Here is an 18,313-nt window from a genome sequence, read left to right on the forward strand (position 1 = left end):
ATGTCAAAACCATTAGAAGGAATATTAGTTGTCGATTTTAGTCAGTTTTTATCTGCTCCTTCAGCAAGTTTGCGTTTGGCCGACTTGGGAGCTAGGGTAATTAAAATTGAGCAACCCATTACTGGTGATAGTACACGTGAGTTGTACTTCTCAAACTTGGTGATGAATGGCGAATCATCAATGTTTCATGCCATTAATAGAAATAAAGAAAGCTATCAGGCCAATATGAAAGAAGTTTCTGATAGAGAAAAAGTATATAAGTTGATTGCAAAAGCAGATGTGGTAATGCATAATTTCAGACCAGGAGTAGCTGAAAAATTAGGCATTTCATTTGAAGCAGTTAAAGCCATTAATTCACAAATTGTGTATGCCGAATTAAGCGGGTATGGCAAAGAAGGTGTTTGGAAAGATAGACCCGGATTAGATTTGATGTTACAATCAATATCGGGCCTCACTACCTTAAATGGTAACGAAGGAGCAGGGCCTGTACCAATAGGGTTAGCTGTAATTGATATTTTATCAGGAGCACACCTTTGTCAAGGGATATTAGCCTGTTTATATCGCAAGTTAAATGCTCAAGTTGGAGGAAGGGTAGAAGTAAGTATGTTAGAGTCGGCCATAGAATATCAATTTGAATCTATCACAGCTTTTTTTACAGATGGAGGACAACCAACAGTACGAGCTAAAACCAATAGTGCACATGCTTATTTGGGAGCACCTTACGGTGTATATCCAACACAAAATGGTTTTATCGCTTTAGCGATGGGGCAAATTCCATTTTTAGGAGAGCTGTTAAATTGCGAAGAGCTTAAAGTTTTTACAGAAGTAGAATCGTGGTTTACGCAGCGCGATGAAATTAAAGATATCCTTGGAAAGCACCTGCAAACTAAAGACACTACGGATTGGTTAGCAGTTTTAGAACCCGCAGATATTTGGTGTGCTGAAATTATGGATTGGAAAACACTGTTTGATACCGAGGCCTTTAAAATACTCGATATGATTCAGGAAGTAAATATGGGCGATGGATTTTCATACAAAACCACACGTTGTCCTATTCAAATTAATGGAGCATTATTAAAATCAGAAATAGGGTCGCCAATGAAAGGTGAGCATACCTCTAAAATTAAGGAGGAATTTAGCCTTTAGAAGAAAGATTTGTTATTGGAGTTTGAAAGCGTATTTGTGAAAATTTTAAGAATGGTGGTGCATTTTTCCGATTTACAAATACGCTTTGCTTTTTGTAAACTTTTTGCAAGTTGATGTGTCTCTATGTTTTTGGTAAATAGATGATTGTGTGAATTTTGTTTTTTACTTTTGTGAGAATTATCATGGCGTTATATTTAATGTTTATTAAAAGAATATGCAATTAATGTATCAAACACACACCGATTAATTTTTTTTTACAACCATTTTTATTGTGTTAAATGTACGTGCTTAGTTGTTAATAGCTGGTGAAGATTGTATGCCAGTATTACAAAATATAAACTAAAACATTTAATCATGAAAAAGATCTACTTATTAAATTTGTTATTAAGTTTTACATTATTTATTTCTGCTGCAGAGGCAGATAGAGTTAAGGTGGTATTTACAAAGGGAGATGTTGTAACTAACGAGTTTAATCATAACGGTTGGTACGGAGCTGGTGAAATTAAACAAGGGGAAGTTATAAATGTAGCAGGAACATATGACATGTCAGCTGATGGTCATGATGTTTTTGCTGTTATGATAAATTTTTCTGAGATGAACGCATGGAGCACTGTAACTTTGTATGATACATATATGCAAGGTGGACATAGTGATAACCCTCTTACAGGAAGTTTTGATTATGACGTTGTTATTCCTTTTGATGCAAAATTGGGAGCCGATTTTGAAACTGGCGAAGGTAATTTAAATTTAATTCAAGTACGTATTATTTATGGCGACAACAGTGTTACTCCAGTGGGTCAGGTAAATACTTATGTTAATTGCGCACCTGTTGTAACTGCTGGAGATGCAGCTAGTTCAGATAGACTAAAGGTTGTTTTTACTCACGGAGATAATGTTACTCAAGAACAAAATCACGACGGATGGTGGTCTGCGGGTCAAGTAAAGCAAGGCGACTTTATAAATGTTGCAGGTACTTATGATATGGTTGCAAACGGTTATGATGCAACAGGCTTTACAATTACATTGTCAGAGATGGCTGCTTGGGTTCCCTCAAAAACATATACATTTTATCAGCAAGGTTCTGATTCAGGAAATGAACTAACAGGAAGTTTTAACTATGATATTCAAATTCCTTATGATGCAAAATTATCAGATGATTTTGAATCTGGTGCTGGTAATTTAAATTTAATTCAGGTTAAAGTAGCTTATGATGATAATAAGTTACCAACGTTTGCCAACGCAGCTCCAATAATTATTGCTAGTACCCCTACTTCAAATGATATTAATTTAGCATCTCAAGTTACAGTTTTTCCAAATCCTATAGTATCTGGAAATAACTTGCATGTTAGCGGTTTATTATTTGAGAACGATGCGAATATTCAAATTATAAATGTAGTGGGCAGCGTTGTTAAAGTAATAAAAGTTACAAACGCAGAAGAAGTGATTGCTTTGGATCTGGTTCCAGGATTATATTCACTATTAATAAGCGATGGTGTTGATTCTATTGTGGAGAAAATTATTGTCAAATAGTTTAATGCCAGTTATTTTGAGAAATAAGCCTTTAAATATTTTTATTAATTATTGCTTAAATAAGGCTGAAACTTTGGTTTAGCAATGGCTAAGGCGATTTTCATCTAAGTAGATTAAAAAGATAGGCTTATTTCAATGTAGTTTATTGCCAGAGATTGGATTATTCTCTTGCGTAACTATTTATATCGCATATAAAGTAAACCGTTATGTAAAATCTAACTAACCATTAAAAGGCACATTATTATGAATATTATTAATTATGAAATTATCATTTGTTTTTTGCTTCTTATAGCTATAAACAATAAAATTATTGCGCAATCAGATGTGAATATTGCGGTCAATGTGAAACATAAAGTGGGTGATGTTTCTACTTTTGATAGGGAGAAGTACATGGTTATGCATTCAACGTTATCCGACAATGATTGGAAAGAATCTGAAGATAAACTAAAATATCTACTCAACGATTTAGATGTGTATTTGGGGCGCGACAATGGTGGAATATGTTGGAGTATGAATCAGGCTGATCAAGATCCCCTACGACCAGGATATGCTGATCCAGCTTATGCTTCACGGCAAGGTCAATATACACGTGAAACCGTTTGGGGGCAAAATACCACGGTAAGACATCAGTTTGATGATAGGTTAGATTTAGTGATAGGAGGGCAATATAATCCCTTTTGGTTAGGTAAGTCAACCAATCCTTGTTGCGGAAAAGTAGGTTGGCCTATTGCTAATGCAGATGCATCAGGTGACTGGATGGGAATGTATTTGAAAGAATTTTTCAGGAATGAGGGAGATGCTGTTAGTAAAGGTATGAAGCGCCCAAAATTTTTAGAAGTAATTAACGAGCCTCTTTATTCATTAATTGATGATACAACAATTCCAGAAGATGAAAGATCTACTCCAAGTGAAGTATTTCAATTTCATAATGATGTAGCAGCTGGGGTTCGAAAAGTATTTCCAGATGTAATGATTGGAGGTTTTACAGTTGCATTTCCATATTTTGATGAACAAGGATTTACCAATTGGGATGAGCGAATGAAGCTATTTTATGATATGTCTGGTGAAGAAATGGATTTCTTTTCAATTCATTTATATGATTTTAATAAGCACCATTATAATAATGGGTCAGCCTTTCACGGACCGATATATTATAGGGGAGGAAGGATAGAAGCTACTTTAGATATGATGGAACAATACAGTATGATGAAGTGGGATTTTGTTAAACCAGTTATGATTACAGAATATGGAGGGAGAGATCATTCCATTGAATGGAAAGATTGGACTCCTGAACGCGATTGGCATTTTATGAAGTCAATGAGTCCAATGATGTTGCAATTTATGGATAGACCAAATCATATTTTAAAGGCAATTCCTTTCATTATGACTAAAGCTACTTATCATACTGGTAATGCGGCTTACCCATGGCGTATGTTGCGCCAAGCTAAAGAGGCTCCCAACGAATCAGGCGAAGATTGGGTATTTACAGAGCTAATAAAGTTTTATGAATTATGGAGTGATGTTAATGGTACTAGAGTAGCTGTAAAATCAGCAAATTCTGATGTATTAACAGATGCCTATGTTGATGGCAATAAGGCTTATGTTATCGCAAGTAATATTGATCTTGAAGATCAAGAAATAAACTTGAATATTTTTGAAAGGACTAATAATACCATCGAGTCAATATCGGTAAAGCACTTACACCTAGTGGGTAATGCTCCAGAATTATCCGAGTCTATTTTAACGGCTGATGCAAATGCCACGTTTGTATTAGATGCAGAGGCTACCGCTATTTTTGAGTATACATTTACAAACAATGTTGAAGTTGAAGAATTAGAGGAGGAAGTTAAATATTATGCAGATGATTATAAGAAATTAATAGAAGCTGATAAAGCACTCCATTTTAATATTGATGGTCTTAGTTTAGAAGCCGATAAATCATATACTTCAGGTCAGTTACGCATTGGGATTGGCAGAGATCATACCGGGGAAAAATTGCCTCAAGTATCTTTTAATGGCGTTAATTTAACACCTTCATCTAACTACAGTGGAGATGATCAGGCTTTGAGAAATCAGTTTTTTGGTATGCTTGATGTAAAAATTCCTGGAGATATCCTACAAGAAAATAATGTGGTTGAGATATTGTACCCAGATGGAGGAGGTTATGTTAGTACTGTTACTTTAAAGGTGTTCACCTCTACGGTTGATATGAGCGATGTTGGTGTTAAAAAGTTATTTGCAAATGAAGATTTAAAAATATATCCTAACCCAACCTCAGGTACATTTACAATTGAGTTACTTCAAGAAACCAATAATGCGCAAGTTACTGTTTTTGATATGAGAGGTCAGATAGTATATTCAGGCAGTATGTGGAAATCTCAAAAGAATATTAAAATTGAAAATGGAAAAGGAATTTATCTAGTATCAATTGATAGTGATACTAAAACAATAAAAGGTAAAGTAATTATTAATTAAACTGAGTTCTTAAATATGTAATTTATTCTGCTGTTTTCAGTGCAGAAGAGATTTTTACACAAATATTCATAAATGATTAGTACAGTATTAAAACAATGTTTTCTTTTACTCTTAGTATTTTCTTGTTTTACAACTAGTAAAGGAAATGAACCAGAAAGAGGTGAGCAACGCCCAAATATAATTGTAATATTAGCCGATGATTTAGGCTATAACGATGTGGGCTTTAATGGATCAAAAGAGGTGAATACACCACAAATTGATGCTTTGGCTAATAATGGAATAATTTTCTCTAATGGGTATGTTACTCATTCTTATTGTGGTCCTTCGCGTGCAGGTTTGTTAACAGGTAGGTATCAAGCTCGTTTTGGTATGGAAAATAATTGTGAACACGCCCCTTCTGATCCATATCATGGTTTGCCATTAACAGAAAAGTTATTCTCAAAGAGGTTGCAGGAAGTTGGATATCGAACTGCTATAATTGGAAAATGGCACAATGGATCAGCTGCGCATTTTCAACCGCTTCAACGTGGCTTTGATTATTTTTATGGGTTTTTAGGTGGTGGACATAATTATTTCCCTAAAGATGTTGACCTTAGAGGGAATCCGTATAAAATTCCTATTCAAGAAAATCATGGTTTAGGTGAGTTTAACGAGTATCTAACTACAGCACTAAGTAAGCATGCAGTTCAGTTTATTAAAAGAAATAAGGACAATCCATTTATGTTGTACATGGCATATAATGCGCCTCATGCACCTTTAGAAGCACCTCAAGAACTCATTAATAAATACAATCATATTGAGGATAAAGAAAGACGTATTTATTTAGCAATGGTTGAAGCAATGGATCAAGGAATAGGTTCAATAATTGATGCTCTGAAAGAAACAGATACTTTTGAAAATACATTAATCTTTTTCCTTTCAGATAATGGTGGAGTGTATCCGGAAGAATGGTGTAAGAGTTTTGACTGGGCGGATAACTACCCTTTCAGAAGAGGGAAAGTTGCATTAACCGAAGGAGGGATTCACGTACCCTTTATTGCTCACTGGCCTGCAAAAATAACTGAACCACGTAAATTTGAAGGCCTTGTATCATCGCTCGATATAGCGGCAACTTCTGTAGCGATTGGTGGAGCTACTGATCCAGACAATTTATTGGAGGGGATAAACCTATTGCCTTACTTCACTGGTGAAGAAAAAGGATCACCGCACAAGGCTTTATACTGGAGATTAGAGGAGGCAGATAACCTATGGGCTATAAGAACTGAAAGATACAAGTATCTGCATCAGCCACTACCTAATGTTGGTCTTTCTTTTTTTAATATGATTGAAGATCCGTATGAAGAGAATAATATTGAAGGCAAACATGAAAAGGAGCAAGCAGAACTAGCAGAACTTTGGAACGAATGGAATGAAAAGAATATTAATAATATTCTATTTCAAACCTATCCATATAATCAAGAAATGAAAAAGGTATATAACAAGTTATATCAAGATAGGTTAAAGCAGTCGGCTGCACGAGAGGTGTATATAGTAAAGTAATCTATAGTTGACTAGTTTAGAAGGGACTCTCGCACTCACCACAGGGTCCCTTTCTTTATGCAATCAATCTATTCCTAATAGTTAGACTTAAGAGTCAATTTCCATAATACGATCTTCAAATAAAGTGCGATCATCCTTTAATTTGTTTTTTAATTGAGCTCTATAATTATATATTGTATTTACAGAGTATCCTAAAAGGCGTGCTATCCTTGTGCTGTCATTAATTCCTAGTCGGGTTAATGCCAATAGTCGAAGTTCAGGAGTTAGTAGTTCTTTGTTTTTTAATTTTATTTGATGTTCAGGAATAATTAAATCATTTACTTTTTCAACAAAATATGGATAAATGGATAGAAATGTAGCATCAAAATACCTGTAGAAGTTGGCTCTTTCCATAATGATAATTTTATCCGATTTGGTTTTCTGTATTAGTTCAGCAGTCTTTTTATTTATAACATCTTCATAAACCATTTTTCTATAATTATTGAGTTTATCAATATATTTAGTGCATAGGTCGAAGAAGTTGCCTATGTATTGTTCTTTAATCTTATTTGCTTCTTTTAGTTGTGTATTTGTATTTTCTAATACTAAGTTTAATTGCTTAAGGTTTAGGTTTGATTTCTTAAGTTGTAACTTGTGCAAATTGAGTTTCTTATTTTTCCTATATAATAAGTACATTATTATGATGAGTAAAAAAGAGGCGATAGCTAATAAACTACTATAAATACTTAATTCATTGTTCTTTTTATCAACTTCATGTTGATATGAGTTGTTGATAGATGGAAGAACTTTAGAAAGAAATAAATATCGAAGATCTGAATTATAATAAACGGCATCTTCCATTGCAATATTAATATATTTATTAGCTCTTTTGTAATCGTTCTCTTCAGCTAGTATCATTGCAAGTTGAGTTAGCGATCCATTGTTTTTTCTAGCACGTTTTAAATCGGCAATTGCTGTTTGTATCAAAAAATATTTTGCACTTTGTAAATTACCTTGGGCTTTATAATATAGTGCTCTATAAAAGTTAATTTGAGGATAGTATTCCGAATTATGATCTGTTTCTAATAGTCTTTGCGTATTATACGATAAACTCTCGTTAAGTTCGTTATTATGGTAATGGTTCATTTCCATAAGTTCTAGATAAGGGCCGGTATACAAGGGAATTATTTGCATTAACGAATCAAAATAACAACTCATATTTATTTTACATTCTGCTTTATGAGTTTCACTTATACTTTTGTAAGCTAACTGTGCATAAAGATTGAATTGAATTCGAAAATAGTCTAAAAGTAAAGAATCTGGCAATATGGATCTTGATATGCCTTCTAAGCTTTTTAAAGCCTCAACCTCTTTTCCCGCATTAAGTAATATCTTTATTTTTTTAATAGTAGACTCGTGTATAAGTGTTTGATCATTAATTTTAGTGGCAATTTTTAAATTCAATTCTATGTATTTAAGCATTGAATCCAATTTATAGTAATTGTATTCGTTAATTAGCTTTTTATTTGTTTCATATAAATCTACAGTGAACTCGCCTGAGCCCAGGGATTCTTTATGTTGTTTAATTTTATTTTGCTTTATAGAATTATACAATTCTTTGTTTTGGATAGTATGCTCTAATATTAATAACAAAGAATCTATTGGCTGCGCTTTAATAGATAATAACGGGAAAGTAAAAAGGAATAATAAAATAATAGATTTATATTTTCTCATCATTTGGATATTTCTTCTTTTAAGAGAATCTCTTTGGGTATTAAATTAAGTGAAATGTTTTGTTTTAAAAGGGGGGTAAAAAATATTCATTAGGTTACTAAAGGCTATTTTCCCCGGTTCTTAGCATTATTATCTCTACTTTTTATTTTTTCATTTTAGCTTGTAATCCTCACATAAACAGTGTTTAGTGGTGTTGTTCGTTTTAAAAAATTTACATTTTAAAAAATAGGGGGTGTTTGATCTACAATTCGAGGATACATTTATACTAAACATTTTTATCACAAATTATTAGCACTTCCTACTTCAGTGGTTTGATATACCATTATTGTTTGAAATCTAATGTATTAATCAGTTTTATATACTTAAGAATCTATTATGAAAAGAAAAATGCTTAATCTGTTTACAGCACTTTTGTGCTTTAATATGTATGCTCAGGATTGGAAGGATATTCCTGTGCCTGCAGATGCTGGTGATGGCTACATTTGGCAGCTTCAAGAAAATGTATCTGATGATTTTAACTATAGTTTTAGTGCTTCTAGCGTAGAAACGGAATTTGGTGATCAATGGATAAATTATTACCACAATACATGGGAAGGGCCAGGGCCTACTCAATGGAGATACTCAAATGTTAATGTATCTAATGGTTCCTTAAACATAGAGGCTACTCGTAACGGCACCACAAAAACATTTACAGAGGCAGGTAATAGTTATACAATGGCTGCTACACAAATGGGGTGTGTAACCTCAAAATATACTGTTAAATATCCTGTTTTTATAGAGTCTCGTAACTGGATTCCTGATGCTGTGATGGCTACAGCCGTTTGGATGCTAAGTGCTGATGATACTGAAGAGATAGATATAATGGAGTGCTATGGGGGTAAAGGAGATGATAATAGAAATTCATGGTATGCAGCAAGGCAACATTTAAGTCATCATATGTTTGTGCGTTCACCTTTTCAAGATTATCAGCCTTCAGATAAAGAGGATGTGCCAGGAACTTGGTATTGGGAATCGGGCAGAGACACTTGGATAGGAGAGTATCATCGAATTGGTGTGTACTGGAAAAATCCGCAGCATTTGGAGTATTATATTGATGGAAAATGGGTGAGAACATTATCAGGAAACACAGTGGAATATCTAAATCAGAATGGAGTACTAGTTAGTGAAACTAAAGATTTTAATGTAATAGATAAATACAACTATTCAGGAGGTACATATCTTTCAAAATCAGAGAAAATAATAATGCAAATGTCAATTCAAGGATGGAACGCTGTTCTAGGGCGTCATCCTACAGATACTGAGATTTCAGAAAGACCAGAAGATCATATTCTAAAAATAGATTGGATTAGAGCCTATCAGGCTGTTGAAGATCAAGGCACAGAGGTGAGTGGTGTTAGTATATCTCCTACAAGCCTTAATCTGCAGATCGGACAAACCGCTTATGTAACAGGTAGTGTTATCCCTGAGTCAGCTACAAATAAAGGAGTTTGGTTTACATCAAGTGATGAATCGGTTGCAACAATTACAACAGGTGGCGTAATAACTCCAATTGCAGAAGGGAATGCAACTATTACAGTAATTAGTTCCGAAGGCTTTTTTAATGCAACATGTGAATTAGAGGTTACAGGATCTGATGTTGGAAATTATTATTCTTTTTTAAATATGGGTAGTACCAGATATATGAGTTCATCTAATGCAGACCAATTATCGGGTAAACTACAAATAAGTGATACGGAAATTTTTGAGGTAATTGAATTAGAAGGTAATGAGGTTGCAATAAAAGGGAGTAATGGAAAGTATATATGCTCTAACAATGGCGATGCTGTGATGGATTGTAATTCGGTTAATATAGGAAACTTGGAAAAGTTTATTCTTGAGGAATTCGAGGATGGTATTTATGCTATAAAAGCAAACAATAATAAATATGTTCGTAACAGTTATTGGAGCACAAGTTCATCAGTGTCGTCTGATCATCAATTGTTTCAATTAGTTTCTGACCTTAAAGATGCAACAGCTCATAATAAAGTTAGCATTAGCGAATTGGTAAGAGTATTTCCAAATCCTGTTTGTGGTAATTTAAATATTCAGTTTAGTGATGAACATCAGTTGTTTACGGTAGAATTAAATGACCTAAAGGGTACACTAATTCGTTCTTCAATAGATGTATATTCAAAGGTTACTTTTAATACGGATGGTTTGAAAGGAATATATCTATTAAAAGTTATTCGAGGGAACGATTCTTTTGTAAAGAAGGTTATTGTTAAATAATAATATCTAATTGCGTAACTCAAGGAGTTCGAAGTGTATTTTTCAAACTCCTTTTTGTATGATTGGTTTCTATCTAAAATATTAGTTAGTTAAATTGTTGAGAATAATCTGAAGGACTAATATTAAACTTTTCTTTAAATCTAACTCTAAAAGTTTTCAAATCGTTATAACCTACCATCCAGGTAACTTCAGACACATTCATATTGCCTTGTTTCAATAATTCAGCAGCATGTTTTAGTCTTATATTTCTAATAAATTGGTTCGAAGTTTCTCCTGTTAAGGCTTTTATTTTTCGGTTTAAATAAATTCGTGAAACGCCATAGGTTTCCGCTAATTTCTCAACAGTAAAAGAAGAATCGGATAAGTTTTCTTCTATAATAGCGAGAATCTTATCAATAAACTTAGTATCAGTTGAGTTATTGGCAATAATGGTTGGATTAATTTCAATTTCCTTTTGAAACTTTTTACGTAGCTGCGCCCTGTTTTGTAGTATTGAATTTATTGAAGCTAAAAGTACTTCAAAGTTAAAAGGTTTGTTTAGGTAGCTATCTGCTCCGGTTTCTAAGCCTTCAATTTGTGATTCGATGGTATTTTTAGCAGTTAACAGAATAACTGGTATGTGACTTGTTAGTTCTGTTGATTTTATTGTTTTACACAATTCTATGCCATTTATATTAGGCATCATAATATCGCTAATAATAAGATCGGGTATCGATTTCTTACACAGATCGAGGGCAGCTTTTCCATCCTCAGCCTGCATAATTGTAAAATGACTCTTAAGCATTTTTGTAATAAATACCATTAGGTCATTGTTGTCTTCAGCAATCAATATTTTTGCTTTATGGGCAGGAGATTGTATAGTAACTTCATCTTCATTAATTATCGTTGGTTCTTCGGTATAGCTTTGATTCGTTGATAATTGGTTGAATGCATATGCAGTTGAAGTTTGTTCTATTTCTTCTTTTTTAAAGTGGCGGTTACCAAGTGGTAATATAATTGTAAATGTACTGCCAATATCAGGTTCGCTCTCTAAAGTAATTTTACCACTATGCAATTCAACCATTCCTTTACTTAGCGCTAAGCCAATACCTGTGCCACCAGCATTGCTTTGTAAATGTGTTCGGTCTCTAAAGTATCGTTCAAAAACATGTTGCTGATTTTCTTTGCTGATTCCTAAACCTGTATCTTTAATTGAGATGTAAGCATTTTTGCTATCAACTTTCAATTTTACATTAATTGATCCTTTGTTCTTTGTAAATTTAAAGGCATTCGAAAGTAGGTTATAAATGGCTTTCTCAAGTTTATCTTGATCGCCCCAAATTTGGATACTCTCTTGAGTGTGTGTGAATTCGTAGTTGATTTCTTTTTGATTTGCTAATTCAGCAAACGAATTACAAATAGTAGCGGTAAACTCAACCATATTAAAAGCATTCACTTTTAACAGTAATTTTTCCTGTTCCATTTTTCTAAAATCCATCAACTGATTAATTAATCGCATCATTACTTTTACATTCTGATTAATTAATTCTAGATACGATCTTCTGTCGGTAGGATTTGAGTTATTATTGTCTTTCAGTAACTTCTCAATTGGTCCTGAAATTAAAGTCAGGGGAGTTCTAAATTCATGCGAAATATTGGTGAAAAATTTTAATTTCATTTGAGAAATTTCTTCAATCTTATTTTTTTCAATATTTGCGATAATCAACTCATTTTTTCTTTTATGTCGCATGTAAGCTGTTCTTCTTTGTAAAACAGCAAGCATTGCTAAAACTATAAAGTAGAATATGAAAGCAAGCCAAGTTCTATAAAATGGAGGTTTTATGGTTATGCTTACACTAGCCGGATGATCGCTCCAAACATTATCTCCATTAGAACCTATAGCTTTAAAAGTATAAGTTCCTGGCGGAACATTGGTATATTTAGCTGTTCTGTAGCCTGCACTGGCTTTGTACCATTGCTCATCAAAACCTTCGAGTTTATATTGGTATTTATTATTTTGTGGCGATGTATAGTTTAATGCCACAAAATCGATAGAAAAGCTATTGTTATCGTAATCTAATTCGAGCTCTTTGGTATATTGAATGTTATTTTTCAATATTCCTTTGTATTCACCTTCAGTATGCGTTGTTATTTCCTGATTATCGATATAAAAATTAGTAAAGAACATATTCGGTTTAAGAAGGTCTTTTTTTATTTTTTCAGGAGAGAATACATTTAAGCCGTTGATTCCTCCCATTACAATTTGGCCATTATTACGAGTGATGGCACAAATTTCAGAAAATTCATTATCCTGTAAACCGTGGCTTTTATCGTAATTGGTAAATTGTTTGTTTTTAGTATTGTATTTAGAAATTCCTTTATTTGTTGCTAACCAAAGGTTTCCCTCAGTATCCTCACAAATAGATTTTATAGTGTTGTTTGGTAGGCCATTGGTTTTAGTGTAATTTGTAAAAATAGGTTTGTTACCTCCAATACCGTCGTTAAATTTCATCAAGCCTCCACCCATGGTACCAATCCAGATATCTTTATTTTTTGCCTCATATACCTGTAGTATATAATCATGAGTTAACTCTCCATTTGCACTACCTTTAGTATAGCGGGCGAATTTTGGTTTGTCTGAATTGATTTCACTTGAAGGAAGTACGTTTAATCCCTTATCGGTACCAACCCATAGGTTGCCTTTAGAATCAATGTTAATACTTCTGATTATATGTGATAAAATAGATGAGTTATCTTTCGATGAAGGTGTCATTTTTAAGTAAGCACTAATTTCACCTTGCTCATTTAAAGTAAGGCGATATAGGCCTTCGCCATAAGTTCCAACCCATAAATATTTATTTTTGTAGCACTTTATGGTAAACACAAACCCTAACGAACTAATATATGGAGGAGTTACAACTTCCTTTAGTGTATTAGCATCTATACCGCATAAGTTTGTAGAATGACTAGTTCCTACCCAAATTATTCGTTTGTGCTTTGTTGATTTTGGATGAATAGACTCTTCAATGGCATACGCCCTATTATTAGTACTGTCTTTATTTACATCGAGTTTAATAAATCCTGATTTATAGTCTGATCCCTTTTTTAAGAAATTGACGCCCTCTTCTTCGGTACCAATCCATAAATTTTCTTCGCTATCTTCAAATACACTTCTGCATAGGTTATTGCTTAAGCTACCTTTCTGAGTTGTATTTTTATAGTGTTCAAATGGTTTTTTACTTTCTCTGGCAATGTTAACACCGCCACCTCTCGTTCCAATCCATATTTGGTTATTTTTGTCGGAGGTAATCCACGAAACGATATTGCAGTTAATCTGATTTCCAGTAAAATCATCAATGAAAGGTAATGTATCTAGCCAATGGTCTTTCATTTTTTCTTTTTTGAATAAGCCATTTCTATTCCCAATCCATAAAATATTATTATGCCAGAATAATGCAGAACTTGGTTTGGCATCAATTATTTGAGCTTGTGTATTTTTGCCTATATCTTTGGTTTCAATATGGTATACACTAACACTTCCTATGTAAATACCATTATCACTATTGCAGATTGTTTCACTGTTAATATTAAAACTTTGATATTTAATATTGGATATAGCAGCATCAGGGTTTAATAGTCTAAGCAGTACATTATTGGTTCCAATCCAAATGTTATTGAATTTATCTTGATGTAATACTTTAATAAATCCCTCTTTGCCTGTATCAAATGGTATTATATCAATAGATTCAATATTCGCCATTGTTGAATCCATTTTTATTCTATTAATACCCTGCCAGTTTGCAGTCCATATAATATCGTTGTTATCAATTATTAAGGTTGTAATATCATTAGTATTAAAAAGTTCTTTATTAGGGGTATTATAATAATTAGTAAACTCGTCTGTGCGTGGGTCTAATTTACAAATACCCTTATCGTAGGTTCCAACCCAAATATTTCCTTTACTGTCTTCCGCTATACTTTTTATAAGGTTGCTTGATATGCTATTGATATTATTTTCTACTTGATATGTTTTATAAGTATATCCATCATACTTATGCAAGCCATCCAAAGTACCAATCCACATAAAACCATTCTTATCCTGAAATATAAAGTTTACCTCGTTTTGAGGTTGGTTCTCTAGGGTACGTATTTTAATAAGGGCTTTATCAATATTATTTGCTGATAGAGTTATTGAATATAATAATATTAATAAGATGTTAAGGCATGTGAAAATTATATTTCTCATAGTGGATATTGATTAACATGTTTCAATCCCAAAATTATAAATTTTATTGTCTATTTAGTATGGCATGTAAAGTTTTTAGAAAGTAATGTAGCCATCTATATACATAGTCGGTATCAAATACCTACCTGTGGTTTACTATTACCCCCTATGTGTTCAAATAGCAACTTTCAAACGTCAAAACACGACCGTAACACTGTTTAATACCTATTTACATTTGTTAACATGATTCGAAGACTTAATGCTCGATCTAAGATGAAAAATGGATTTAAACCAAAAATTTAGAGTTTTATGAAAAGAATGAAAACAAATGCATGGCGGGTATTGCTAGTACTAGCAGTTCTCTTTTCCATGAACAGTGTTTCAGTGTTAGCCCAGAATTTAGAAATAACAGGGGTTGTTTCAGATGGGGAAACAGGAGATCCTATCCCTGGTGTTAGTGTATATATTGTTGGCACAACAAATGGAACAATTACTAATATCGACGGGCAGTATAGAATAAATGCAGCAAGCGATGCTAAATTAGGATTTTCTTTTATTGGATATCAACCTCAAAGTGTTGATGTAGCAGGTAAAACATCGTTAAGCATTTCTTTAGATGCTGATGTTGTTTCTTTAGATGAAATTGTAGCAGTAGGTTATGGTGTTCAGAAAAAGAAAGAGTTAACAGGTGCTGTAGCTCAAATTAAAGCGGAAGAAATGACTAAGATTGTTGCTTCTGATTTTACCAAATCCTTGCAAGGTCAAGTTGCTGGGGTAAATGTAACAGAGAGTAGTGGTCGACCTGGAGATGAGGCGAATATTCAAATTCGTGGTTTGGGTTCTATTAATGGTACTACTATGCCACTATATGTAGTTGACGGAATTCCATATCAGGGTAACCCTAATATTGCATCAGAAGATATTGCCACGGTAGATATCTTAAAAGATGGTGCAGCAGCTGCAGTATACGGTACTCGTGCATCCAATGGTGTTATCTTAATTACTACCAAAAGAGGTAAAGAAGGCGAGATGAAGGTTAACTTCTCTGCTTATTATGGTATCCAAAATATTACCTCAGGAACAGAATTATTAAATTCAGAAGATCATATTTATGTGGATGAATGGAGGCAATCTCTAGTTGGTTCAAGTTCACCAATAATTAGAGATAATCCTGATGCAATGAATTACGATTCTGATTTTGTTGGAGCAGTACAGAATGATAATGCTTCAATACAGAACTACAACTTATCCTTATCAGGAGGTTCAAAAGGATTAACGTATAACTTTAATACAAACTATTTTGCTCAGGATGGTATTTTGGTTAATTCAGGCTATGAGAGATTAACAACAAGAGCAAATGCTAATTTGGTGAAAGGTAAATTTTCTGCATTTGCTAGTATTAGTATGATGCATGCTAATAAAGAAGTTGAGCCATGGGCACTTTATGAATTAGCAATGTACCAAGGTCCTTACAGACCTCCGTTGCAGCAAATTGATTCTGATGTTAACGAAATGGTGATTTCAGGTACTAACCCTGATCATGTTGGATATTTAGCCCGTCAGATGAATGTTACTGACGACAGAATGGAGAATAGCTATAATTTGGCAGCAAACTTAAAATATGAGATTATGCCAGGATTAAGTTATCAAGTTAATCTAGGAATGAACTATTACAACTATACCAGAAATCAGTTTCAACCTCAATTATTGATTTATGATGATGCTGGAAATTTAAATACGCTAGGTAGTAGAGAGAAAGCTGAGTTGAGACAAGATAATACAACAAGCTTAAAATATACGATGGAGCACTTATTAAACTATACCAAAACGTTTAATAAGCATACAGTTTCTGCTCTTTTAGGTTATACAATAGAACAGTTTGATACATTTTCTTCATCAGCTACTAAAAGAGATTTTCAGAGTAATTCAACACCCGTGTTTGATGCAGGCTCAGAGATGATTGCAATGACAGGAAGTGACGAATATCGCCGATTGGTAGGTAAATTAGCAAGAGTGCAGTATAATTATGATGACCGTTACTTATTTAGTGCTAGTGTTCGTTATGATGGTTCTTCAGTGTTTAGCGAAGAAAATAGATATGCAGCGTTCCCAGGAGCCTCAGTAGGTTGGAATATTAGTGAAGAAAGTTTTATGGATGGTGTTGAAAGTATCGATAATTTAAAACTTAGAGGTAGTTATGGTGAAGTAGGTAATCAGGGTATCCCTTCTTATTTATATGCTGCATATGTTAACCCAAATATCGATTATGTATGGGGTACTGAAGCTGATGATAATTTAGGCTCAGGTTCAATAACTCGTGGATATGCAAACCCAGAAGTTAAGTGGGAAACTAATATTTCAAGAAATATTGGAGTTGACTTAACCATGTTAAGAGGAAAATTCAATTTTACAGCTGATGTTTATAAAAATGATAAAAAGGATATGTTGTTGGCTGTGAATCTCCCAACCTCTTCAGGTACTAATGTAGAGCATGATTATAGTAATGAATATAAGGCAATTATGCGAAATATTGGAAATATGACCAATAAAGGTATTGAATTGTCGTCATACTATAAGTCTAGAACTAAATGGGGATTAGGCTGGCAAGTAACGGGTACTTTTACTAAAAACATTAATGAGATTACCAGTCTAGGATCAATGACAGAGATCGCATTAGCAGGTAGTGAACCTACTAGTTGGATTAACGGACAAGATTTAACAACTTATATGAAACCAGGTTATGAAGCCGGTGCATTCTTTTTAATTGAAACAGATGGTGTTTTTAATACGCAACAAGAGTTAGATGCTCACGTTAATGCTGAAGGTACTCCTATACAGCCCAATGCCAAACTAGGTGATGTTAAGCTGATTGATGCTAATGGTGATGGTGTTATTGATGAAAAAGATCGTGTTTATCAAGGATCAGGTATGCCTGATTTTGAAGCTGGGTTAATATTCACAGGCGACTATAAAGGTTTTGATTTAAGTATGCAGTTGTATTATTCGCATGGTAATCAAGTTTATAATGGTTCTAAATTATTTGCATATGCGAATGCCCGTCATCAAGATATGTATTATATGTGGACACCTGCGAATCCAACTTCAGATATTCCTACAGCTCGTCCGGATGCTAAAGCTGACAATTTCCGATCAAGAAATGATTATTTCTTAGAAGATGGTTCATTTTTAAGAGTACGTAATATTTCGTTAGGATACACCATTCCTAAAAGAGTATTTAATAATAATATTGATAGGTTAAGATGCTACATAACAGCACAAAACCCATTAACATTTACCAAATACGAAGGGTATGATCCTGAAGTAGGAGGAAATGGTGTTTCTACAAGAGGTATTGATAAAGGAAACTACCCTGTTACACGTAAGTTTTTAATAGGCGTACAAATTGATTTTTAATTTGATATACAAATTGAGCTTACT

The 18,313-nt window shown here is 33.5% G+C and carries 8 protein-coding genes; 6 read left to right on the plus strand and 2 right to left on the minus strand.

The window, feature by feature from the left end:
- The 4 genes from A8B35_RS05565 to A8B35_RS05580 all read left to right on the plus strand — a co-directional run bounded on the left by A8B35_RS05565 (window position 1) and on the right by A8B35_RS05580 (window position 6,690).
- Window positions 1-1,146, plus strand: a complete 1,146-nt coding sequence (locus A8B35_RS05565; RefSeq protein WP_075602384.1) for a CaiB/BaiF CoA transferase family protein — start codon at window positions 1-3, stop codon at window positions 1,144-1,146.
- Between the two features lie 354 nt (window positions 1,147-1,500).
- Entirely contained in the window at window positions 1,501-2,676 is a 1,176-nt protein-coding gene (locus A8B35_RS05570; protein WP_075602385.1) for a T9SS type A sorting domain-containing protein, read from the plus strand.
- Between the two features lie 243 nt (window positions 2,677-2,919).
- On the plus strand, window positions 2,920-5,151 hold the full coding sequence (locus tag A8B35_RS05575; RefSeq protein WP_075602386.1) for a T9SS type A sorting domain-containing protein: 2,232 nt from the start codon (window positions 2,920-2,922) through the stop codon (window positions 5,149-5,151).
- 72 nt (window positions 5,152-5,223) lie between these two features.
- A complete protein-coding gene (locus A8B35_RS05580; RefSeq protein WP_075602387.1) occupies window positions 5,224-6,690 on the plus strand; it encodes a sulfatase family protein in 1,467 nt (488 codons plus the stop codon).
- An 87-nt stretch (window positions 6,691-6,777) separates the two neighbouring features.
- Here the strand turns inward: A8B35_RS05580 and A8B35_RS05585 are convergent, their stop codons facing one another.
- A complete protein-coding gene (locus A8B35_RS05585; RefSeq protein WP_139314820.1) occupies window positions 6,778-8,406 on the minus strand; it encodes a DUF6377 domain-containing protein in 1,629 nt (542 codons plus the stop codon).
- Between the two features lie 372 nt (window positions 8,407-8,778).
- Here A8B35_RS05585 and A8B35_RS05590 point away from each other — a divergent pair, with 372 nt between their 5' ends.
- A complete protein-coding gene (locus A8B35_RS05590) occupies window positions 8,779-10,671 on the plus strand; it encodes an Ig-like domain-containing protein (RefSeq protein WP_075602389.1) in 1,893 nt (630 codons plus the stop codon).
- A gap of 85 nt (window positions 10,672-10,756) precedes the next feature.
- On the opposite strand, the gene A8B35_RS05595 is transcribed toward A8B35_RS05590, so the two are convergent.
- Window positions 10,757-14,896, minus strand: coding sequence for a two-component regulator propeller domain-containing protein (locus A8B35_RS05595; protein WP_075602390.1), 4,140 nt, complete (start codon window positions 14,894-14,896; stop codon window positions 10,757-10,759).
- A 288-nt stretch (window positions 14,897-15,184) separates the two neighbouring features.
- Between A8B35_RS05595 and A8B35_RS05600 the strand changes: the two genes are divergently transcribed.
- Entirely contained in the window at window positions 15,185-18,289 is a 3,105-nt protein-coding gene (locus A8B35_RS05600; protein WP_075602391.1) for a SusC/RagA family TonB-linked outer membrane protein, read from the plus strand.
- The last annotated feature ends 24 nt before the right edge of the window (window positions 18,290-18,313 follow it).

This window comes from Saccharicrinis aurantiacus (assembly GCF_001660705.2).
GTDB lineage: Bacteria > Bacteroidota > Bacteroidia > Bacteroidales > Marinilabiliaceae > Saccharicrinis > Saccharicrinis aurantiacus.

Bases quoted from the DNA above. Each gene is read 5' to 3' on its own strand.
- A8B35_RS05565 (WP_075602384.1), top strand. From the start codon at position 1: ATGTCAAAACCATTAGAAGGAATATTAGTTGTCGATTTTAGTCAGTTT.
- A8B35_RS05570 (WP_075602385.1), top strand. From the start codon at position 1,501: ATGAAAAAGATCTACTTATTAAATTTGTTATTAAGTTTTACATTATTT.
- A8B35_RS05575 (WP_075602386.1), top strand. From the start codon at position 2,920: ATGAATATTATTAATTATGAAATTATCATTTGTTTTTTGCTTCTTATA.
- A8B35_RS05580 (WP_075602387.1), top strand. From the start codon at position 5,224: ATGATTAGTACAGTATTAAAACAATGTTTTCTTTTACTCTTAGTATTT.
- A8B35_RS05585 (WP_139314820.1), bottom strand. From the start codon at position 8,406: ATGATGAGAAAATATAAATCTATTATTTTATTATTCCTTTTTACTTTC.
- A8B35_RS05590 (WP_075602389.1), top strand. From the start codon at position 8,779: ATGAAAAGAAAAATGCTTAATCTGTTTACAGCACTTTTGTGCTTTAAT.
- A8B35_RS05595 (WP_075602390.1), bottom strand. From the start codon at position 14,896: ATGAGAAATATAATTTTCACATGCCTTAACATCTTATTAATATTATTA.
- A8B35_RS05600 (WP_075602391.1), top strand. From the start codon at position 15,185: ATGAAAAGAATGAAAACAAATGCATGGCGGGTATTGCTAGTACTAGCA.